Origin of the sequence: Bacillus glycinifermentans (assembly GCF_001042475.2) — a bacterium.
Classification (GTDB): domain Bacteria; phylum Bacillota; class Bacilli; order Bacillales; family Bacillaceae; genus Bacillus; species Bacillus glycinifermentans.
The window spans coordinates 272,573-291,988 of record NZ_LECW02000004.1 but is presented as its reverse complement, the minus strand read 5'-3'; the positions used below and the strand labels follow the sequence as shown (position 1 = coordinate 291,988).

Sequence of the window (19,416 nt, the reverse complement as noted above, 5' to 3'; positions counted from 1 at the left end):
TCATTGGCCGGAAGCTTTGTTGGCGCTGTCGGAATACAGTAGGGAAACATTTCGAAAAACATCGTGTTTACCTGCGTTTTGTTGTGATATAATCATATTGATAATGATTCTCTTTATCAAAACTCAGAAAGAAGGAATGAAAGATGACTCATAGATGCAAGAAAATCACGGCAGCTTTTTTTGCCTTATTATTGATTTCAGCCTTGGCAGCATGCGGAAATCAATCAGCGAACAAAGGCTCTTCTTCAGACTCAAAGCAGGAAGAAACCATTACATATAAGGCTGAAAACGGAACGGTTAAAGTCCCTAAGCACCCAAAACGGGTGGTGGTCTTGGCTGATGACTATTACGGATATCTCAAGACGCTCGGCATTCACGTGGTCGGGGCGTCTGACAGAGTATTCAAAAACCCGTACTTCAAAGGAAAAACCGATGGCGTGACAAACATTGGTGACGGAGTTTCTGAAGAAAAAATCATTAATTTAAAACCTGACCTGATCATCGTTTGGACAACTCAAGGGGCGGATGTCGAAAAGCTGGAAAAAATCGCGCCTACGGTCGCTCTGAAATACGGAAAGGGCATGAGAGAACAACTTGAAGATTTCGGGAAGATGACTGGAACGGAAGATAAAGCGGAAAAATGGCTGGCTGAGTGGGACAAAAAAGTTGCGGCGGCAAAACCGAAAGTTCAAAAAGCCGTCGGTGACAAAACGGTCTCCATTATGCAGACGAACGGCAAAGAGATTTACGTGTTCGGGGAAAAATTCGGACGGGGCGGAAGCATTGTCTATAAAGAACTCGGATTAAACGCCACAAAGCTAACAAAGGAAAAAGCCATCAGCACCGGCCCCGGGTATACGAGCATTTCGATGGAAAAGCTGCCTGACTTCGCCGGAGACTATATTTTTATAGGTCCTTGGCAATCAGGCGGAGACGACGGCGGTGTGTTCGACACTTCAATTTGGAAAAACCTCGGCGCTGTCAAAAGCGGACATGTCTATAAAATCGACCCGATCGGCTTCTATTTTTCCGATCCGATTTCATTAGAAGGGCAGTTGAAATTCATAACGGACAGTTTAACAAAATAGAATAAAAGAGCTGCTTGATTTGCGGCGCTTCCGTCCTTGGGGCGGAAGCTTTTTTTATGATTGATGTTCGCCGAACAAGCATCCTTCATATGATTAAGGGGATACCTTTGTTATTTATTTTGATAAAAGAAGAGTAGTAATCAGCGGCAAAGTGAACATGAATGCGCTGCGTATGCTTTCAAGGTGGTTCAATATTCCGGTCGGAGAAATCACCGTAAACACAACACATAAAAGCAGTATTTCATTTAAAAAGGCGTATATGTAAGGGGGTGCGTTTATGGCCGATATGTGGGTTTTCGATGATATGGATAGAAAATTAACGATCATATCGAGTGATGCAAAAGGAACATGTCGTTTCTATGAAGCACCTTTTCGAGAAGAGCTGAATGTCGGCTCTTCTTTTTCTTTTGTCGTTGATGCTGACCATGAAGATAGTCAATATATCGTTGAGGAAAATCAAGTCGTTTTCGAGGACCGTAAGGGGAGAAAACGACTTTTTGTTATAAAGGAACTGGAGGATACCGACGATGGCGCAAATCCGGGTATTCGTGCCATTTGTGAGCCGGCTATAGCGGAGCTTTACGATGAGTTCGTAACTGACATTAGGCCACAAGAAAAAACGGCTCAGTATGTCATAGATCGTGTTTTAGAGGGTACGAGATGGCGCGGCAATGTAACGGCCGAACTGGGCCTAAATTCAACTAATTTCTATCGTATCAGTGCCATGGAGGCCATTAATCAAATTTTGCAGATTTGGGGTGGCGAACTTTACGACGAGGTCGTATTCGACGAAGAAAGCGACCGGATCATTGACCGGATTGTGCATATACTTCCCCGACGTGGGAAAGACACCGGAAAGCGGGCTGAAATCGATAAAGACATTCAGGAGATCACTCGAACCGTTCTGAGCTACCCGGCAACGGCCTTTTATGGCTACGGTGCCAGCCTTGAAACTGAAGGCGGGGGAAACACTCGGTACATTGATTTCTCAGATGTTGAGTGGAGCGTCGCAAACGGCGATCATTGGAACGGCTCAGATCGAAGACGGGGCCATCACAAACGCGAAAATCGCCAACCTGTCGGCCGACAAGATCAACGCCGGGACGATCAAGGGAATCACGATTGAAGGTTCATTGATTCGCGGTGCCCGGTTCGAGGCTGCCGGACAAAGCGATAATTTCGAATCATGGATACAGGATGGAACCTTTTATCAATGGACAAGGGACTCCGATAAGAAATATAACAAGCTAACTATCACGGCCGGGATGTTTGAACAAGAAACAGGCGAATATTTTAGTTCGGTAATTGATCTGAATGAGGTTTACAGCACAATCCAAATCGGTAACGGGAAATTCTCGATACGAGGAACCCCCTCTGAAGACCAAACTAGCGGTGTACCACAAATAGAAATTTATTCAGAAGACAAAATCCAAGACAATCCCGATAGATTTTTCGGAGATTATGACAAAGTCTCGCGGTTTAGAATGACTCAAGATATTTTTTCAAATGACGACGTACCGAAATCATGGCTATTACAACCGGTGACGGTAATTTATATGATGAGTTAAGAAGTACACCGTACGACACGTTTGATCCAAACGGTGTTAATGCGGCACTTATTAGCGGTGAACAAGCATGGTTCCGATTCAAACCTGTAAATTTCGATGTCGTAGCATCCGGCGGTATGCGTTTGAAAGCCGGTAAACAAGTTTATATTGATACTCCTAATTTATTTTTGCCAGATAAAACGAGGATGATAGGAGGCAATAACACATGGACTCCTTATCCGGCCGTTTTTGGAAGTCTTTCAAGAAGCCTTACAGACACATACGGAGGATTGCAGTGCAATCTTGGGGCTTTTGTGTTTGAAACATCGGTCGTTTTGCCATCGAACGGCGGATCTACAGCATATAACAGTATCAACTATACATTTCCCGGAGATGGAGAAAACAACAAAATTGAAAACTGTTCCGCGGTTTTCCCTCAAGCATATGGAGCGTATTCCAGCGCTGTGACAGTCGGTATCGAAAATCAATCATCAAGCGGATTCAAAATGTATGTAAGGGGAACGGGCGTGACATCCGGCGTCGCTGGGCAAAGCATGACTATAAGATTATTAGTTTTCTATGAAGTAAGTTAAAGAGGTGTGTCATTAAAATGATCGAAAGAAGAGACGTTCCGGCCGCATGGTATTTTGAAGGCATGGAAGTGACAGAAACGGACGCAGGAATCGAGATAAGCGCCTGTGTCCTTAAACATAATGACGATGAGTACCGGTTTGAAGCCGTTTCATTCGATTTAATTCCCGATCATCAATTAAAAGTCGCATATGATCTTTTTGTCGAATTAGATGTTTCAACAAACGAAATGAAATATATTTTGAACCGGTCATACGTAGATCCAGACGGGTATTATCCGGGATACAGCGGTGACAAGCGGCTTATCCATACACTTTTAAGTATAACGGTAGACACCGACGGCAGCAGAACCGGCGAAATATTCAATTTCCATTAGTGGGAGGCAACCAATGAAACTGGTACCTAATGAGCAAAACATCGAAGCAAAAGAGAAATTCGGCCAAAAAACAAAAGAAGAGATGTTGCAGGAGCAGTTGGCATACACCCAACGTCTTGCCAATGACTTGATCCTGAGACTCGAAGGGACAAAATCGTGACGGAGGCGGTGAATGTGTTCGATGGTAAAAGTCGTTACTACGGGCATTTTTATTACTGCTGGCTGAATGGAACTGTGACCACAAAGGAAATGTACAGGCTTGTTGAAAGTGGAATGATAACCGAAGAAGAGCGCGCGGAAATCATGAAGAATCCACGCGTCGACGCATTCGCAGACGAAGTATAAGGGAGGAAAACAAAATGACATTTGAAGAATTGAAAAAGCAGCATGAGGAATTAAAAGCGCAGTTTGAAAGACAGGCATTAAAGGCAGCGGCTTACAAAGATGAAATGAACCAAACGCATGATAGATTGGCGGAAGCTCGAAGCCTATATATACGAAAGGCAGAGAAGGCAGAACCTTGAGCAGGAAAATGAACAGCTTAAAAAGGAGTTGCAGGAAGAGCGCATAGGCAACTCGCAGGCGGATGGTGTGCAGCAAGAGAGCGGCGCAGCAACTGAATAATACAAACTAAAGCGGCGAATCAGCGGCTTTTTTATTTTGCCTCTAAGAAGGTGAAAACGATGTGAGAACAGGAGGATTAAGGGACATGCCACAGTCAAATGAATTGGACGTCTTTCAAAAGGAGATCACTGAACTCAAAGCTGATCACAAAACGCTCGAACAGCGCGTCATCACTTTGGAGAGAACGTCTGACCGACACGATCAGCAGATTATGTCCATCAATGAAAAACTCAACAAAATTGAAGAAAACACAACTTGGATTAAACGTAGCATTACCGGCGCTATCATAACGGCGGTTTGTACGCTGGTGATCTCCGGAATTGCGGCGCTTTTCATTAATTTTATTCAAAAATAAGGAGGAAAACACATTATGAAAAACTTTGACAAAGGCACTGTAGTCCGTACGGTGCTTCTTTTTATCGCATTGGTAAACCAAACTTTGATCATGTTCGGGAAGGCTGCTCTTCCGGTCACCGAGGACCAGGTCAACACGCTGGCAGACGCTTTGTATACGACTGGCTCCACAGTGTTTACCATCGTCACGTCCGTTATCGCTTGGTATAAAAACAACTATGTCACTGGCAAAGGAAAGCTGCAGAAAGAAGTTCTGAAACAAAAAGGGTTAACGAAATGAGGTTGCCGCCCGGCAGCCTTTTTTATTTAAAACAAAATAGGAGTGATTCAAGTGACAGTTTCATTACAAAATTTGATTGATCGGTCTGTCGGAAATATGGGTTCGGGGATTCACTCAGTCGTGAAAGAAACAGCTATTGAAGTGATTAAGCGGGCTTATAAAGAGGACATCTATGTCCAGATTACATCGGGATATCGCTCTTTTGCGGAACAAAATAGATTGTATGCTCAAGGACGTACAGCACACGGAAAAATCGTTACGAATGCAAAAGGTGGGCAGTCAAACCACAATTATGGTTTAGCCGTCGACTATGTTCTATTGACTTCAGACGGAAAAACAGCACTTTGGACTATCAATAGCAAATGGAAAAGAGTTGCTCAAATTGCAAAAGCTCTAGGGTTTGCTTGGGGAGGTGACTGGAAAAGCTTTAAAGATTACCCACATTTAGAAATGATGGGCGGCTTAACATTGTCGCAATTGCAGGCTGGCAAGCGCCCGAATCTGGTATCAAAAGTCAAAAATCCTACACCTGCTGTATTAGATAAGCCGAAAAAATCATCTTCAGGCGGCAGGTCGATAGTCAAAACCATTCAGGAAACATTAAACAAACGGTACGGTCTAAAAATTAAAGTTGACGGCTTCCCGGGTCCGGAAACATACAAGGCTTTACTTAAAGGCTTCCAAACTAATTAAATAAACAGTTTAAAGCGGTCTTGTCGTTGATGGCCTTTGGGGTCCGAAAACCCGCGCGGCTTCCGTGAATGTCCGTAAAGGAGCCAGAGGTAACCTGACTTGGATACTGCAAGCGTTACTGATCTGCAAAGGGTATGAAGTGAACGGCCTTGACTCTATTTTTGGTAGCGGCCTTGAAAAAGCGGTTAAATCCTTTCAAAGGGCGAAAGGTTTGTCTACGGATGGTATTGTCGGTAAAGCTACTTGGACAAAGTTGTTTGCATAATAAAAGACCCCTATGTGTAGGCAAAAGCAAAGCACCGATATTAGTCGGCGCTTTGCGGCCGTCTAAAAAATGTAAATAGTAATTACAACCCATGCAATAACCAATAATATAGGGTTTTTCTCTTTTCTCTCTAGGTATCCGGACATGAAGAATCCAACACTAAGCATAATATAAGACGCCACTTTAAAGACTATTTGAACTGACTCAGGCGTGAAAATCCACACAATAACGAAGACGAGAGATAAGATATACGCAACCTTTTCTATTACTCCAAGTCTATCTTCATCCATCATATGACCCTCCATTTTTGATAAAATTCTGCAAATTAAATTGGTAGACTATTTCCTTATATGGTATAATTACCCTGACATCACAAGTAATTACATAACAAATATAACACGAAAGGATGTTGGAAAAAATGAAAAAAGTTGTTGTGACCGTATTGGTTGCGGTATTGTTGGGGTCAACTTTCTTTCCTTACTCATCACAGGCAGCAGAAAACGAAAGCGTATCATTCACTCCAACCGTTGTTAAAACTGAATTACAGCAAATTGAGGAACTCTCAAATTCATCTGTTATGAATCCTAAGATGGCTGTTATGGATGAAAATGGACAGGTTCATATCCAAGCCGTACCTCCTATGAGCAAATGGAAAATCGTAGACCACTTCCGAGGAAACTCTAAAAACTTGGACACTGCTAAGGAATTAGCAACTCGACTTGCTGTAACACTAGTCACTTTAAAATGGAGATTCGCTGTTCTATTCTCAAACGTCGTTTTCCCAACCTACTACAAGAAAAAACCTACACGTTACTATTCCACTACTCAATATGTCGCTGATGACAAAAAATATAGATACACCATTCTTGATATGTATATTTACAAAGATAAAAAGTATTCAAAACAAATAGGTTACGAATACAAGGCGTTTAAAGCTGGTAAAAGAAAATAAACAGAGCACAGAATCAATCTTTTTCGTATACTAACTTGTTACCGGCCATATGATGAGCGAAGCCCTTCCCAACAAAAGAAGGGCTTACTTTATTTCGACGCCGACAACATCCTTAAATTTAATGAGATTGGTATCCCCTTGAATCCACGACATGAAAAACCTTCCGAATCTGATTTATGTAATGGATTTTTCCTTCTATATAAATGATTTCCCCAGTGTCTGCCCCGTTTAAAAACGGCAGCGGCTTAAATACAGCGAACTCCACCGGGGTATTATATTCCATCGCCTCGCATATGACCCGTTCCATGTCTTCTATTTGGGCCATGTCAAGCACCGGCCTTTTTACTCTGTTGTGGTTGCTTTCTAACTCTCGAAGCAAACTGGCATGCTCCGGCAGCATCATTGCCGTCCGTTTGATTGTGCCTCGATTTTTAAGGTTGTCGTCTCTCATGGTGTTTCATCTCCTTCTGAGATGATTATATAAGAACGTTTGTTCTGTTTTCGAGTAGTATGTTATTTTTTTAAAAAATAACACGGAAATAACGAAAGTTCCGTTCAGGGGCGAAAAACGACAACTGATAAAGAACAAAAAAATAACACAGAGATAAGAATAAATCAGGGAACGAAAGGGTCCGAAAATTCGAGAAAACCATTTGAATCATCCTTCATATGCTATTGTGGGAGGGATCATTAGATGGCATTCATCAACATTAAACCGGAGTTAAAACAAGACATGTCAAGATTGTCAGACATCCTGAACATTCCCGAACCGCTTTTAACGAGTGCGAACCTTAACGCGGACGTCGGGGAATTTTATTTTCCCGGATTGCATCCACAGGCAGGAAAAGATGCGCCGGCAGCAGAAACATATGAACAGCTGCAATTATTGGTGAATGGAGAGCCCGGGCTGGAAAATGAGCCGTGGCTGACTGATACGGTGATATATGATTCGCAAACACTGAAACACGAAATTGAACAAATCGCGGAATGCTTTCCGTTTGTCACATACCATATTATTGGCCGCTCTGTGTTGGGCCAGCCGATATACGAGCTGAACATCGGAGCTGAGCATGCTGAAAAAAGAACGCATATCAATGCTTCTTTTCATGCGAACGAGTGGATCACCACTTCGGTGCTAATGAAGTGGGTCAAAGAATATTGTCTGTCTTTATGCAAAGGCGGTGAGATTCTCGGTTTTTCGCCGCTCAGGCTTTTTCAGATGACGAAGCTCTCAATCGTTCCGCTCGTGAATCCCGACGGAGTCGATCTTGTGCTGAACGGCCCGGAGCATCTCGGAATAAATCTTGAGCCCCTTGATGAAATGAACGAATATCAGTCTGAATTTAGGGAATGGAAAGCGAACATTAACGGAGTCGATCTGAACAACCAATTTCCGTCTTTTTGGGAAATCGAAAAACAGCGCAAGCCTCCTAAGGCGCCCTCATACCGGGATTATCCGGGAGACGCTCCGCTTACAGAACCTGAAGCGATCGTCATGCACGATCTAATCGAGAGCCGGCCGCCTGACCGGCTTATAGCGCTTCATACGCAAGGGGAAGAGATCTATTGGGGCTATGAAGGATTCGAGCCTCCGGAATCTGTCAATGTTGTTCAAGTGTTTGAGCGGCTCAGCGGTTATAAAGGCATCAGATATATTGACAGCTACGCCGGTTTCAGGGATTGGTTCATCCATTTTTACGGCAAAGAAGGATACACCGTTGAGCTTGGAAAAGGGAAAAACCCTTTACCCATAGCCGATTTTGACGATATATATTGTAAAAGCAGAGGAATTCTTTGGGCATCTTGTTTTTTTGAAAGCTGAAACCTTTACCGGCGCCACATCGTAAAGGTAGGCAGCGAAACATTTACGGAGGGAGAATGGCCGGTTTGAGAGTTTCATTATGGATCATTGCCGCTGTGTTTACCGTTTTAACAGCCGCCTGCACACCTTCGCAATCAGGCGGTTCAAAGGGCTCCTATAATGCCGATTCTGCTGGAAAGAATCATAGCGATGCAAAAGAAGAAAAGATAATACCGGTGAAGGACCGGTATTTTGATGCGGCGGCAGGGTGGCTTGATAATGAAACGATATTATATACCGCAACTGACCCGGTTGCGGGAAGTGAAGTAAAGTCATATGATATATTTACAGGGACCAAGAAAACGATATACAAAACCGATGAACGGCTGATCACAGCTGAACTGAACCGTAAAAAAGACATGATCCTCATCCAAACCGCCGGAGACGGCTCCGAGTTCAAATTGACGCTGATGAATGTGCGGGGCGAAAAGCTGTTTACAAAAGGTTTTAACACGAACGAACTGCAGGTTGACTGGAATGAGTTTGATCCTTATCTTCTATATGTGACGGCATTCACGAAAGATTGGAACTATCATTCATATTTGATCAATTCAAAAGAACAGACAACGGAGCAAAACATTGCCCAGGCTGCCTTTGTTCATTGGACATCGCCCGATTCATTCGATTATGTAAAGTGGGATAACAGGGACCGGGAAAAGCCGGCCCCTGTGTATTCCTATGACATATCGGCGGGAAGGCAAACGAAGCTTGCCGATGATGCGCTGCTTTCCGACGTGTTTGACAATGTCAGGCTGGTCGTGACATCATCGGGTAAAAACGGGTACGGGACCTACATATTTTCTGATGTGAAGTCATCGGAAAAACGGCTGTCTGTCACGCTCCCGCTGTTTTCCGATGATACAGGACAGTCGCCAATGGAATACGGCTATGATCAGAAAAACGAATGGTTTTACACGTATCAGCCGGGTGCATCGAGCTCCCTGTGCGATCTGATCGCCATCAGCCTTAAGACGGGGGAGCGGCGCGTGATTCAGAAGAGTGTGGAAATGCTTCCGATCACCGTGTCTCCAGACGGTCAATATCTATTGTACGGCTATGCGCACGATGAGATCATTTCACTCGGTTCGAAAACAATAGAACCACTTGTAGTCAAAGAATAGAAAGGAGCATGTTGCGATGGCAATAGCAGACGTAACCATCATCCCGATCGGAACGGAAACCCCGAGTGTGAGCAGTTATGTAGCGGAGATTCAAACGATTTTAGAAGGGTTTCAAAAGGAAGGAAGAATCAAATATCAGCTGACGCCGATGAACACCTTGATTGAAGGGGAGCTGAGCGATTTATTTCACGTCATTCAAACCATCCATGAAGCCCCTTTTCAAAAAGGGATACACAGGGTGGCCACAAACATCAGAATCGATGACAGGCGCGATAAGAAAACGACAATGGAAGGCAAACTGTCAAGCGTTCAAAAACATTTAAACAAATAAGCCCAAGCTTAAAAGCCTTGTTCCGTTTCATAACGGAACAAGGCTGTCCATTCAGCGGCAGAGGCGGTCTTTAGTGAGCCGTCGGATACCCGCTGTTTATAATCGTCATTACCGTAAACCAGCCGAAGACAAAAAAAGCCGCTCCTCCGAACAATATCCCGAGAACGTTGATTTGTTTAAGCGAACGAAGTGCCCCAACAGCAGATAATATCGTGACAAGGCCGAAAATGATCACGAGCAACATCAATATTAACCCCCTTCGTTTGGATCCCCTGCAGTTTATTTCCAATTTTATTTTAACCGTTTTCATTAGCTTTGTCGAGTGGAACATGGTTCATTGAAAGTTTCTCACAAAACGTTCATAATGAGACTGAGGTGAAAAGGATGAAATGGAGAAGAATGCCTTTAGGGCCGATTCAAACAAATGCGTATATTTTAGCAAATGATGACGGCGCCTGCTTAATATTTGATCCCGGCGGTGAAGCCGGTAAACTGAATGCCTATATAAAAGAACATCATCTTAGACCGCTCGCCGTTCTATTGACGCATGCCCATTTTGACCATATCGGAGCTGTTGACAAGGTGAGAAAAGAGTGGGATATTCCCGTCTATGTCCATAAAAATGAAGCGGAATGGCTGACAGATCCTTCATTAAACGGGTCGTCTCTGTTAACTGGTCAGGCTGTTACAGCAGAGAAAGCCAACCGGCTGATCGACAAAGAGCACGAGCTGAAAATCGATCCGTTCAAGCTTCAGGTTCTTTTTACGCCAGGCCACTCGCCCGGAAGCGTCTCTTATTATGCAGAAGAGGAAAACCTGATCATTTCAGGCGATGTTCTGTTTAAAGGGAGCATCGGCCGCACAGATCTCCCGGGCGGAAGCCACGATGTTCTAATGGACAGCATTCACAAAAAGCTGCTTACTCTTCCTGAAGATACGCTCGTATTGAGCGGACACGGCCCTGAGACGGATTTGCTGACGGAACAGGAACAAAATCCGTTCATCAACGGCTTCACATTATAAAATGAAAAAAGAGACGAAATCCAGGCGGATCGTCTCTTTTTTCGTGCCTTAATGGCCTCCTTGCCCGGGGACCATAATAAACACGGAATAGTATGTAAACGCGGCAAAAAAGACCGTCAAGTATGCGCCGAAAATATAAATGTACATCCGTTCTGTCAAGTTAAGATACGATAAGAACACGAAGAAAACAGTTTGGCCGAAAAACAGCAATGACGCATCTTTCATATCTCCTAAATAAAACATGACCGCAAAAATACCTGTCCAGAAACCTAACACGCGGAACATGCGATTCATTGATATCCCTCCCAGAAAGCCCCTTTGTTTCTATTATAGATCAATCGCTCTTGAAATGTAAACATTTTCATTTTGGGAAAATCAATTCATTTTTTACAATTTTGTGATAACGGAATGTTTTTTGCACGTGTTTAATGAAACAAGATCCCGGGTACTAATCATAACAAAGACAGGACAGAACAATACAGAGGAGGAAACCAACCATGGAAGAGCTGATCTTTTATTCTTACCCGAGCTGCACGTCATGCAGGAAAACAAAGCATTGGCTGAAAGCGAATCAGATCGATTTTAAGGAGCGCCATCTGTTCAGGGAGACGCCGAATCAAGAGGAATTAAAACACATTCTGTCTTTGACAACGGAAGGATTCGATGAAATATTGGCGACGAGGAGCCAAGCATTCAAAGAGCTCAATTTGAATATCGAGGAGCTGACGGTGAGCGAAGTAGTAGACTTGCTCATTGAAAAGCCGAAGCTCTTGAGACGCCCGATCATCGTCAACGGTGAAAAGCTTGTTGTCGGATATAACCCCGGCGAGCTATTAAAGCTATTAAAGAGAAGCGCTTTGCAACGCTCTGTTTCGTGAAAAAACCGAAGATATGCTGAAAAAACTTCATTTTCAGCAATCTTCGGTTTTTACGCTTGGAAACTGGGCTAGCTGGATTCGAACCAGCGCATCACGGAGTCAAAGTCCGTTGCCTTACCGCTTGGCTATAGCCCAATGCCGCTACAAAATTAGTGTTGGCAAAATCGCTTGTTTTATACATAAGCATTTCGTTTTTGATCAGGAGGATAGATATGAAAAACAAACATTCAGCCCTGTATCATTATTTAATCAAACGATCGGACAATATAACGAATCAATGGTTATCCAAAACGTCCGGCATCCCTTCGGCCGATAAGGCAAAGCCGTATATCCGGGCGGTTGCCCACCTATTGACAGCGCATCAGCCGGAAAAAGAATGGGAGGAAGCGCTGGATTGTGCGAGAGAAATGGCGCGGGACAGGGCAGCGAGCCAGGTTCCCATCTATGAAAGCATAAACGGAATCAACGTGTTCCGGAGAATAATTATTGATGAAATCGGGATGTTTTCTCATGAAGAAGCACCCGAAAGTTCCAAGAGCGACGTGTTGGAATGGAGCAGACGGCTCAATTTGATAATGGATGAAATCATCGGGCAATTCATGACGGAATATGATCTGTTGACGATGAGCCAATTAAAGACCCAAAATGAAATGATTCATGAATTAAGCGCCCCGGTGATCCCGATATCAAGCCATATAGGCGTTTTGCCGATCATAGGAGAAATCGATACACATAGAGCGAAGGGGATTTTGGAATCCGCTCTTGAGCGATGCGCAGGGCTCCGTTTGTCGCATTTATTTATCGATATTTCCGGGGTTCCGATCATCGATACAATGGTTGTATATCAGTTGTTCAGAATACTTGACACAACGAAGCTCTTAGGAATTGAAGCGACGATCTCCGGCATTCGTCCCGAAATGGCCCAGACGGTGGTCAAACTGGGCATCGATTTTTCCAATGTCAAAACAGAGCAGAATCTCGCAAAAGCTCTTTCGAAGAAAGGGTTCCGCATCCTGGAAGAAGGCGATGGCACATATAAAAACACGGTTTGAAGAGCCGTATTGTAAGAAATATGAGCCGGAAAAAGCAATTTTCGTGTTTCATAATCTTTTTTTGTCCCACGATAACGGCATATTTCCGTTTTTTGCGGATTTGAAGCTTCCGATGCTTTTCGCTTAAACTGCGATTAGAAAGGAGGCGTAACGATTGTGTACGCGATTGAATCATTAAGCGGGAAATTGATCGAAGAGGCGTGTGCGATGAGAGCTTCTGATATTCATATCGTTCCGGGGGAAAAAGAGGCGGTTATCCGCTTTAGAATTGATGATGAACTATTTCAAAAGGGCAGACTGACGAGAATGGAGTGCTCAAGGCTCATTTCTCATTTTAAATTTCTTTCTTCAATGGATATCGGGGAGCGAAGGCAGCCGCAAAGCGGTGCTTTAACCATTAAAGTGAACAATCAGCCCGTTCACTTGAGAATGTCGACTTTGCCTACCATATACGACGAAAGCCTGGTTATTCGCGTATTGCCGCAGGCAAGCGCCCCGCCGCTCAGAAGCCTGTCTTTGTTTCCAAACGCAACGGCAAAGCTGCTGTCTTTTCTGAAACATTCCCACGGTCTGCTGATCTTCACAGGTCCAACCGGTTCGGGAAAAACGACGACCCTGTACTCGCTGATCGAGTATGCCAAACAGCATTTCAACCGCAATATTATCACGCTGGAGGACCCGGTTGAATCCAGAAGCGAGCATGTTCTTCAAGTACAGGTGAATGAAAAAGCGGGCATGACGTATTCAGCAGGTTTAAAGGCTGTTCTCCGTCATGATCCCGACATGATCATCCTTGGAGAAATCCGCGATGCCGAAACAGCCAAAATCGCCGTCAGAGCTGCGCTGACGGGACATCTTGTATTATCTAGCATGCATGCGAAAAACGCAAAAGGAGCTATATACCGGCTGCTTGAGTTTGGCATTCATATGACCGAAATTGAGCAGACGCTTGTCGCTATAAGCGCACAGCGTCTCGTCAACCTTGTTTGTCCGTTATGCGGGGAGCGGTGTTCTTTGTATTGCAGGATGTCGGGGAACGGAAGAAGAGTGAGCGTTTTTGAGCTTTTGTACGGGAAGAGTCTGAACCTGTGCATAAAAGAGGCAAAAGGCGCATACGTGAACAGCCGTTTTGAAACGCTGAGAAAATTGATTCGAAAAGGGATAGCGCTCGGCTATCTCCCGGAGGAAACTTATAACAGATGGGTGCATCATGAGACTGAATAACATAAGATGGCCCCTTCGGAAGCAGGCGGAGCTGTTTGAGAAGCTCGGCGAAATGATGATGAACGGGTATACGCTTCTCGACGCTTTGAATATGCTTGAGCTGCAATTCGACAATAAGCAAAAAGCGGACATTTCATTCGGAAGAAAAAAGCTGGCAGAAGGTTATCCCGTTTTTCAGGTTTTGAATATGATTTCGTTTCATAGGGACGCCGTCAGCATTGTTTATTTTGCCGAGCAGCACGGAAATTTGCCATTCGCTTTTAAGCAAAGCGGCGAATTGCTCAGCCGCAAAGTCGACCAGTCCGAAAAATTGAAGAAGGCTGCAAAATATCCGTCATTCCTGGTTGCAACGGTCTGTCTCATCGCCTATATTATGAAATCGGCGATTATTCCGCAGTTTTCCGCGATCTATGACTCCATGAATATCGAAACATCTTTTCTGACCTCCTTCATCTTTTTATTTTTTGACAGCCTCCCGCTGTTTTTTATGTGCATTCTCATCATTGCTGTGGTTTTGTTAACGTATTATGTTTCGATTTTCCGAAAAAAAGCCCCGGAAGAAAAAATGGCCCTCCTCGTTAAAATCCCGCTGGCAGGCAGAATCCTCAAGTTATTCAACAGCTATTTTTTATCGCTTCAGCTAAGCAATCTTTTAACATCGGGATTGTCTGTATATGACAGCTTAAAAGCGTTTGAGAGCCAGCCTTTTTTGCCGTTTTTTCACAAGGAAGCAAAGCGCATGATCGAAAGGCTGAAACAGGGGGAAGCGCTGGAACAGATGCTGGACAGGCATCCGTTTTATGAAAAGGATCTCTCCAAAGCGGTGGCTCACGGTCAATTGAACGGTCATCTCCACAGGGAGCTATATTCATACAGCCAATTTTTGATCGACCGGCTTGAAAAGAAAGCGGAAAAGTGGACAAGCATGCTTCAGCCTCTGATTTACGGATTTACCGCAGCCATGATTTTAATCCTCTATTTGTCGATGCTTTTGCCAATGTATCAAATGATGAATCAGTTATAAAGGGGGACATCCATTTGAATGAAAAGGGATTTACGCTGATAGAAATGCTGGTCGTTATGCTTGTCATCTCAATTCTGCTCTTAATTACGATCCCGAATGTGACGAAGCATAATCAAAACATTCAAAAGAAAGGCTGTGAGGGATTGATCAATATGGTTCAGGCCCAAATTACCGCGTATCAGATGGATCACGACGGGAAAACGCCAAGTCTTGGAGAGCTTGAATCAGAGGGATATATCAAGAAAAATTTGGCGTGTCCTAATGGAAAATCGATCGTGATTTCAAATGGCAAGGCACAAACACAATAATGGGAAGGGACCAAACAGGGTTTACCCTTCTAGAAAGTTTAACCGTGCTATTGATCAGCTCGATCATGCTGATTCTTTTGTTTGACAGACTGCCTTCCGCATATGACGCAAGGATCGTCAAGCATTTTGCCGAACAGCTTGAAGACGATTTGCTTTATGCTCAGCAGGCAGCGCTCGCTCAAAACAAAAAAATAAACGTGCTGTTTGATGCTGATCATTGTAAATACACCATCAAGCCTGCGGATGAGAGCTTGACTCCTTATCTTATCAGGGAATATGATCACAAAATTGCCATCAAAAAGTCGACGCTCAGACAACATTTCACATACAGCCCAAACGGGGCTCCGAGTCAAGGAGGAAAGATGTTGATTGAAGCAAACCGTGCCTCCTTTGAACTGACGATTTATTTAGGAAGCGGTAAGATCAATGTTCAAAAAAAATAGAGGCTTTATGACAATCGAAACTGTTTCTGCATTCAGTATATGGGTGATGATAGCGGCTCTAATGATTCCCGTGTACCATCAGCTTGAATTAAAAGCCGAGATGGCAAAAAAAGAAGAAGCCGGGTACCGCATATTAGATGAGAAGATCAGCAGCTACATGCTGACCGGTCGCTACAAGCCCGCTGAAACCGTGTTTTATCAGGGAGCCGCATACTTGATTGAATGGGAGGAAAAAGGAGAAGAATATGAAGTCTGCATCTCTGTTGAAAACAGGCATGACCGTCAGTATTGCCTTGCGATTCTCAAAACAAAAGGGCTTTACCCTTCTTAATGTTTTGCTTTCATTAACGGTCTACATGTTTATCGCCGGAACGGCTGCCACGATTTTTCAGCTGTTTTTATCCCCGGGTGTCAAAAAAAATGAAATTCGCCCGGAAGAATGGACGATCACAGCTGAACAAATGCAGAAAGAATGCAAAGAAGCCGTTGCCGTTAAAGTGGCAGACAACGGACAGGCGCTTGAAATGACGAATTCCTCAGGTGATGCCGTTCGTTATGAACCGTATCAGGCGCTCATTCGAAAACGAGTGAATTCTAAAGGCCATGTGCCGATGCTGCAGCATGTCAAACGCGTCACATTCAGGCTTCAAGATCACCAAGTCATCGTTGAAGCAATCAGCCTTAACGGCACACAATACCGAGCTGCATTTCCGGTCTATCATTCTTCATAAAGGTGGTTCATGTGACTAATTCCAGAGGCTTTATTTACCCTGCAGCGGTTTTTTTGGCGATTATCTGCATGCTTTGCGCCGCTCATTCGGCAGCGGCTTTTATCACGAAGCATGCTTTTATCAAACAGACGAAAGACTTTTACATTCAGCAAAATCTTCTGCAAAATGGAATCCTTCACTCCATCAGGCATATGCAAGACGAAAAAGCTGGAGAGGAGAACAAAGCGTATGGCTCTGTGACGTATTCCATTACTTCAGCCGGCAAGAAAACGAAGCAAGTCAGGCTAAAAGTGAAGACGGCAGCAGAATCTGAAAGGACTGCTGATTTTCAATTCCATCTAAGGAAAAAGACCATCAGTCACTGGAAAGAGCATTAGCGATCAAAACGGTTTGGTGTATAAAAAAGAGAGGGGCTGACAACACTTCATCATAAGAGGACTCTCTCATGAGGTGATTTGATGAAAACGAACGATTATGTGAAATATATGACAGAACAGCTTGTCAAATATATGGACACGCCGAAACAAGAAAGAAAAGAAATGAAAGAAAGACGCAGGGAAGGCAAACCGCCGTCCCGCATTTTTCGGTGGTTCGGCATTCTCCCGCTCGGCTGTATGATGTTTTTTAAACGTCATAAATAGCGAAGCAAAGGGCCGTTATTCCGCCCAGGTACAGACATGGTCCGGGCATACCGAAAATGAAGCCGCTTTTCAACAGAAAGCGGCTTATTTATATTCTTCGACGACTACCACTTTATTTATTTTATGGGTTGAGGGCTCATATGAAATGGTGACAAATACGCCAAATTTTCGATTTCCTTCGCTTAATGTTACATGATATTGCTCTACTGCTTCATCGGTTCGTTTTCGGTCCCATACTTTTTGAGTGAGCCGGACTTCAGCTGCAGGGTATCTTTTTTTCGCTGCCTGGACAGCTTTTTCTTCCCATTTTGTCATGCCGGTTGTTGTTTTCTCTGCCGCCTGTATATCAAGCGGTCCGGCGATTATTGGCAGTAAAAAAAAGCATGACACGATGATTTTTTTCAGCATGGGTCATCATCCTTTCTCCCCTATTTTTTTCCTCGTTCATTTGGTTTATACGGAAAAATAAGAATAAAATTCGTACTTTATAAAGAACTTCATATTTTTCAAAAAGATGAGAATTTGAGAGATTTTTTGAGGATTTAAACGATAATGTTCTGTAAAACGAACTAAATCGACCATTTCGGCAGTTTTCAATTCAATGGGTTGTTCTTTATACTCTAACTGTAAGGTTCTTTAAAACGAACGAAAAGCTGCTAGGAGGGTAGTCATGATTCGATTATCTCGAACTAGGAGATGCCGAAAAAGAAGCAAAAAGGCAGTCATCGGTTTTCAAATAATTTTGATCATTTACCTTTTGATTGGATTGGGGAGTCAGCTGAATCATTATACGAACGCATCGTTTCATGATGTGGAAACATACAGCTTGACGATGAAAGCGTCTGCAAAATTTAAGGACATAGATGATAAGGTGTGGGACGGAAGCGATTTAAAGCTTCATAAACAGACAAAAACAAAAGGAAACGCTTGTGCGCCATTGGTTTTATTTGCTGAATTTAAAAACAGCGGCAAACACATTACTTCTTCTGAATGGAAATGGGAGCTGCACAAAATCGATGGTTCTTCAAAGCCGAAAGACGGGACTGTCATCGATAAAGGTACGATTGGCAAAGAAACAAAAAGCCGTGTATACAGGATAGAGTCAAATCGCGCGACAAAGGGAGGAACTTACGTTTTTAAATTGATCAAACCTGAAGGGCATCCCGATCACAAACGGGGAAAGCCGTTTATTTGGTCAAAGGCGATGAAGCTGAACGACTGCAAGGAAAAAACGCTGAAGCCTCCAAAAAAGGCCGAGTCTCATCGTAAGTCTGAGTCAGAAAAAACGAACAAGATGGAGCGGAAAGAACAAACAAAAGATACAGATGCCAGCCAATCTGTTCGTGAGGAAAAAAATAAAGAGAAACATTCATTAGAAAGCGGGGATGAGTCATGAAAAAAATCATGAAATGGGTCAGCAATATCTTATATGTGATTATTTTCACGCTGATCATTGCGACGGTTATCGTCGTGATTTCGACAAAATCGTCCGGCGGGGAGCCCCAGCTCTTCGGGTATCAATTGAAGACGGTTTTATCGGGTTCGATGGAGCCCGAATTTAAAACGGGGTCGATTATCGCCGTTCAAAAGGTTGACAATCCCGAGGCATTGAAAAAGGGCGACATTATTACATTCATGCAAGACCAGAACACAATGGTTACTCACCGAATTATCGGTATAACAAAAAATAAATCAAATCTCATGTTTCAGACAAAAGGGGACAACAACCAAAATCCTGATTCCGATCCAGTTCTTTCGGAAAATGTTGTCGCCAAATATTCCGGAATTACGGTTCCTTATGCCGGATATCTGCTGGACTTTGCCGGCAAACCGATCGGCACGGCCATCTTATTGATCGTACCGGGCCTATTGCTAATCCTTTATGCGGTCATCACTGTCTCGGCGGCATTGCGTGAGATTGAGCAAAAAGCAAAAGCGATCGAAACTGCCGGCAAAGACCGGGTTTCAATGTAACTTTCGTTGGTCACCTGTTATTCAGGTCTCCATAT

Annotated in this window: 33 protein-coding genes, 1 tRNA gene and 2 pseudogenes; 30 read left to right on the top strand and 6 right to left on the bottom strand. The window is 43.7% G+C overall.

Features of this window, described 5'->3' with window-relative positions:
- Positions 1-143 precede the first annotated feature (143 nt).
- The 13 genes and pseudogenes from AB447_RS04360 to AB447_RS27435 all read left to right on the top strand — a co-directional run bounded on the left by AB447_RS04360 (position 144) and on the right by AB447_RS27435 (position 5,818).
- Positions 144-1,088, top strand: coding sequence for an iron-hydroxamate ABC transporter substrate-binding protein (locus tag AB447_RS04360; protein WP_048353145.1), 945 nt, complete (start codon positions 144-146; stop codon positions 1,086-1,088).
- Between the two features lie 109 nt (positions 1,089-1,197).
- A pseudogene (locus AB447_RS27440) lies at positions 1,198-1,353 on the top strand (phage distal tail protein); the annotation flags it as partial.
- A 12-nt stretch (positions 1,354-1,365) separates the two neighbouring features.
- Positions 1,366-2,214, top strand: coding sequence for a phage tail spike protein (locus AB447_RS04355; RefSeq protein ID WP_057957445.1), 849 nt, complete (start codon positions 1,366-1,368; stop codon positions 2,212-2,214).
- A gap of 7 nt (positions 2,215-2,221) precedes the next feature.
- The gene (locus tag AB447_RS04350; protein WP_048356161.1) at positions 2,222-2,656 is read left to right on the top strand and encodes a hypothetical protein; all 435 of its coding nucleotides are present in this window, start codon (positions 2,222-2,224) and stop codon (positions 2,654-2,656) included.
- A complete protein-coding gene (locus AB447_RS04345; RefSeq protein WP_156415961.1) occupies positions 2,614-3,228 on the top strand; it encodes a hypothetical protein in 615 nt (204 codons plus the stop codon). Before AB447_RS04350 ends, AB447_RS04345 begins: the two co-directional genes overlap by 43 nt.
- Positions 3,229-3,245: 17 nt before the next feature.
- Positions 3,246-3,602, top strand: a complete 357-nt coding sequence (locus AB447_RS04340) for a hypothetical protein (RefSeq protein WP_048356163.1) — start codon at positions 3,246-3,248, stop codon at positions 3,600-3,602.
- A gap of 13 nt (positions 3,603-3,615) precedes the next feature.
- Positions 3,616-3,762, top strand: a complete 147-nt coding sequence (locus AB447_RS25675; protein ID WP_156415960.1) for a hypothetical protein — start codon at positions 3,616-3,618, stop codon at positions 3,760-3,762.
- 14 nt (positions 3,763-3,776) lie between these two features.
- Positions 3,777-3,947, top strand: coding sequence for an XkdX family protein (locus AB447_RS04335; protein ID WP_156415959.1), 171 nt, complete (start codon positions 3,777-3,779; stop codon positions 3,945-3,947).
- Positions 3,948-3,961: 14 nt separating this feature from the next.
- Positions 3,962-4,126, top strand: coding sequence for a hypothetical protein (locus tag AB447_RS26655; RefSeq protein WP_232517694.1), 165 nt, complete (start codon positions 3,962-3,964; stop codon positions 4,124-4,126).
- Positions 4,127-4,311: 185 nt separating this feature from the next.
- A complete protein-coding gene (locus tag AB447_RS04325; protein WP_048356165.1) occupies positions 4,312-4,581 on the top strand; it encodes a hemolysin XhlA family protein in 270 nt (89 codons plus the stop codon).
- 15 nt (positions 4,582-4,596) lie between these two features.
- Positions 4,597-4,860 carry a phage holin gene (locus AB447_RS04320; protein ID WP_048356166.1) on the top strand — a complete coding sequence of 88 codons (264 nt, stop codon included), beginning with the start codon at positions 4,597-4,599 and terminating at the stop codon, positions 4,858-4,860.
- 51 nt (positions 4,861-4,911) lie between these two features.
- The gene (locus AB447_RS04315; RefSeq protein ID WP_232517693.1) at positions 4,912-5,553 is read left to right on the top strand and encodes a M15 family metallopeptidase; all 642 of its coding nucleotides are present in this window, start codon (positions 4,912-4,914) and stop codon (positions 5,551-5,553) included.
- Positions 5,554-5,617: 64 nt separating this feature from the next.
- Positions 5,618-5,818, top strand: coding sequence for a peptidoglycan-binding domain-containing protein (locus AB447_RS27435; protein WP_048356167.1), 201 nt, complete (start codon positions 5,618-5,620; stop codon positions 5,816-5,818).
- 62 nt (positions 5,819-5,880) lie between these two features.
- Here AB447_RS27435 and AB447_RS04305 read toward each other — a convergent pair whose 3' ends face one another.
- A complete protein-coding gene (locus AB447_RS04305; RefSeq protein ID WP_048356168.1) occupies positions 5,881-6,108 on the bottom strand; it encodes a hypothetical protein in 228 nt (75 codons plus the stop codon).
- A gap of 128 nt (positions 6,109-6,236) precedes the next feature.
- Here AB447_RS04305 and AB447_RS04300 point away from each other — a divergent pair, with 128 nt between their 5' ends.
- A complete protein-coding gene (locus AB447_RS04300; RefSeq protein ID WP_048356169.1) occupies positions 6,237-6,770 on the top strand; it encodes a hypothetical protein in 534 nt (177 codons plus the stop codon).
- Between the two features lie 84 nt (positions 6,771-6,854).
- On the opposite strand, the pseudogene AB447_RS04295 reads toward AB447_RS04300, so the two are convergent.
- Positions 6,855-7,173: pseudogene (locus AB447_RS04295) on the bottom strand (YolD-like family protein).
- Positions 7,174-7,464: 291 nt separating this feature from the next.
- On the opposite strand from AB447_RS04295, the gene AB447_RS04290 reads away from it, so the two are divergent.
- The 3 genes from AB447_RS04290 (at position 7,465) to AB447_RS04280 (ending at position 10,083) form a co-directional block, all read left to right on the top strand.
- On the top strand, positions 7,465-8,592 hold the full coding sequence (locus AB447_RS04290; protein WP_048356170.1) for a M14 family metallopeptidase: 1,128 nt from the start codon (positions 7,465-7,467) through the stop codon (positions 8,590-8,592).
- Positions 8,593-8,657: 65 nt separating this feature from the next.
- Positions 8,658-9,752, top strand: a complete 1,095-nt coding sequence (locus AB447_RS04285; RefSeq protein ID WP_445661404.1) for a YqgU-like beta propeller domain-containing protein — start codon at positions 8,658-8,660, stop codon at positions 9,750-9,752.
- A 16-nt stretch (positions 9,753-9,768) separates the two neighbouring features.
- Complete coding sequence (locus AB447_RS04280; RefSeq protein WP_046129980.1) at positions 9,769-10,083, top strand: MTH1187 family thiamine-binding protein; 315 nt, start codon at positions 9,769-9,771, stop codon at positions 10,081-10,083.
- 70 nt (positions 10,084-10,153) lie between these two features.
- Here the strand turns inward: AB447_RS04280 and AB447_RS24965 are convergent, their stop codons facing one another.
- Positions 10,154-10,327 carry a DUF2759 domain-containing protein gene (locus AB447_RS24965; RefSeq protein WP_046129979.1) on the bottom strand — a complete coding sequence of 58 codons (174 nt, stop codon included), beginning with the start codon at positions 10,325-10,327 and terminating at the stop codon, positions 10,154-10,156.
- 140 nt (positions 10,328-10,467) lie between these two features.
- On the opposite strand from AB447_RS24965, the gene AB447_RS04275 reads away from it, so the two are divergent.
- A complete protein-coding gene (locus tag AB447_RS04275) occupies positions 10,468-11,106 on the top strand; it encodes an MBL fold metallo-hydrolase (RefSeq protein ID WP_048356171.1) in 639 nt (212 codons plus the stop codon).
- Positions 11,107-11,154: 48 nt separating this feature from the next.
- On the opposite strand, the gene AB447_RS04270 is transcribed toward AB447_RS04275, so the two are convergent.
- Positions 11,155-11,400, bottom strand: coding sequence for a DUF2626 domain-containing protein (locus AB447_RS04270; RefSeq protein WP_046129977.1), 246 nt, complete (start codon positions 11,398-11,400; stop codon positions 11,155-11,157).
- A gap of 203 nt (positions 11,401-11,603) precedes the next feature.
- Here AB447_RS04270 and AB447_RS04265 point away from each other — a divergent pair, with 203 nt between their 5' ends.
- On the top strand, positions 11,604-11,984 hold the full coding sequence (locus tag AB447_RS04265) for a Spx/MgsR family RNA polymerase-binding regulatory protein (RefSeq protein ID WP_046129976.1): 381 nt from the start codon (positions 11,604-11,606) through the stop codon (positions 11,982-11,984).
- Between the two features lie 63 nt (positions 11,985-12,047).
- On the opposite strand, the gene AB447_RS04260 is transcribed toward AB447_RS04265, so the two are convergent.
- Positions 12,048-12,119, bottom strand: a tRNA-Gln gene (locus AB447_RS04260).
- 77 nt (positions 12,120-12,196) lie between these two features.
- On the opposite strand from AB447_RS04260, the gene AB447_RS04255 reads away from it, so the two are divergent.
- The 9 genes from AB447_RS04255 (at position 12,197) to AB447_RS04215 (ending at position 17,407) form a co-directional block, all read left to right on the top strand.
- A complete protein-coding gene (locus AB447_RS04255) occupies positions 12,197-13,036 on the top strand; it encodes an STAS domain-containing protein (RefSeq protein ID WP_048356172.1) in 840 nt (279 codons plus the stop codon).
- Between the two features lie 156 nt (positions 13,037-13,192).
- Positions 13,193-14,260, top strand: a complete 1,068-nt coding sequence (gene comGA, locus AB447_RS04250) for a competence type IV pilus ATPase ComGA (protein WP_046129974.1) — start codon at positions 13,193-13,195, stop codon at positions 14,258-14,260.
- On the top strand, positions 14,247-15,284 hold the full coding sequence (comGB, locus tag AB447_RS04245) for a competence type IV pilus assembly protein ComGB (RefSeq protein ID WP_046129973.1): 1,038 nt from the start codon (positions 14,247-14,249) through the stop codon (positions 15,282-15,284). The genes comGA and comGB overlap by 14 nt, the downstream gene beginning before the upstream one ends.
- 14 nt (positions 15,285-15,298) lie before the next feature.
- Complete coding sequence (comGC, locus tag AB447_RS04240) at positions 15,299-15,592, top strand: competence type IV pilus major pilin ComGC (protein WP_046129972.1); 294 nt, start codon at positions 15,299-15,301, stop codon at positions 15,590-15,592.
- On the top strand, positions 15,592-16,035 hold the full coding sequence (gene comGD, locus AB447_RS04235; protein WP_046129971.1) for a competence type IV pilus minor pilin ComGD: 444 nt from the start codon (positions 15,592-15,594) through the stop codon (positions 16,033-16,035). Before comGC ends, comGD begins: the two co-directional genes overlap by 1 nt.
- The gene (comGE, locus tag AB447_RS04230; RefSeq protein WP_048356538.1) at positions 16,019-16,366 is read left to right on the top strand and encodes a competence type IV pilus minor pilin ComGE; all 348 of its coding nucleotides are present in this window, start codon (positions 16,019-16,021) and stop codon (positions 16,364-16,366) included. The genes comGD and comGE overlap by 17 nt, the downstream gene beginning before the upstream one ends.
- Positions 16,281-16,766, top strand: a complete 486-nt coding sequence (comGF, locus tag AB447_RS04225; RefSeq protein WP_082634619.1) for a competence type IV pilus minor pilin ComGF — start codon at positions 16,281-16,283, stop codon at positions 16,764-16,766. Before comGE ends, comGF begins: the two co-directional genes overlap by 86 nt.
- Positions 16,767-16,777: 11 nt before the next feature.
- Positions 16,778-17,143: a competence type IV pilus minor pilin ComGG gene (gene comGG / locus AB447_RS04220; protein ID WP_048356539.1), complete on the top strand. Its 366-nt coding sequence runs from the start codon at positions 16,778-16,780 to the stop codon at positions 17,141-17,143.
- Positions 17,144-17,224: 81 nt separating this feature from the next.
- Positions 17,225-17,407 (top strand): YqzE family protein, encoded by a 183-nt coding sequence (locus AB447_RS04215; protein WP_048356540.1) that lies wholly within the window; start codon positions 17,225-17,227, stop codon positions 17,405-17,407.
- Between the two features lie 84 nt (positions 17,408-17,491).
- Here AB447_RS04215 and AB447_RS04210 read toward each other — a convergent pair whose 3' ends face one another.
- Complete coding sequence (locus tag AB447_RS04210; protein ID WP_046129967.1) at positions 17,492-17,815, bottom strand: DUF3889 domain-containing protein; 324 nt, start codon at positions 17,813-17,815, stop codon at positions 17,492-17,494.
- Between the two features lie 262 nt (positions 17,816-18,077).
- Here AB447_RS04210 and tapA point away from each other — a divergent pair, with 262 nt between their 5' ends.
- On the top strand, positions 18,078-18,803 hold the full coding sequence (gene tapA, locus AB447_RS04205; RefSeq protein ID WP_046129966.1) for an amyloid fiber anchoring/assembly protein TapA: 726 nt from the start codon (positions 18,078-18,080) through the stop codon (positions 18,801-18,803).
- On the top strand, positions 18,800-19,381 hold the full coding sequence (gene sipW, locus AB447_RS04200) for a signal peptidase I SipW (RefSeq protein ID WP_046129965.1): 582 nt from the start codon (positions 18,800-18,802) through the stop codon (positions 19,379-19,381). The genes tapA and sipW overlap by 4 nt, the downstream gene beginning before the upstream one ends.
- Positions 19,382-19,416 lie beyond the last annotated feature (35 nt).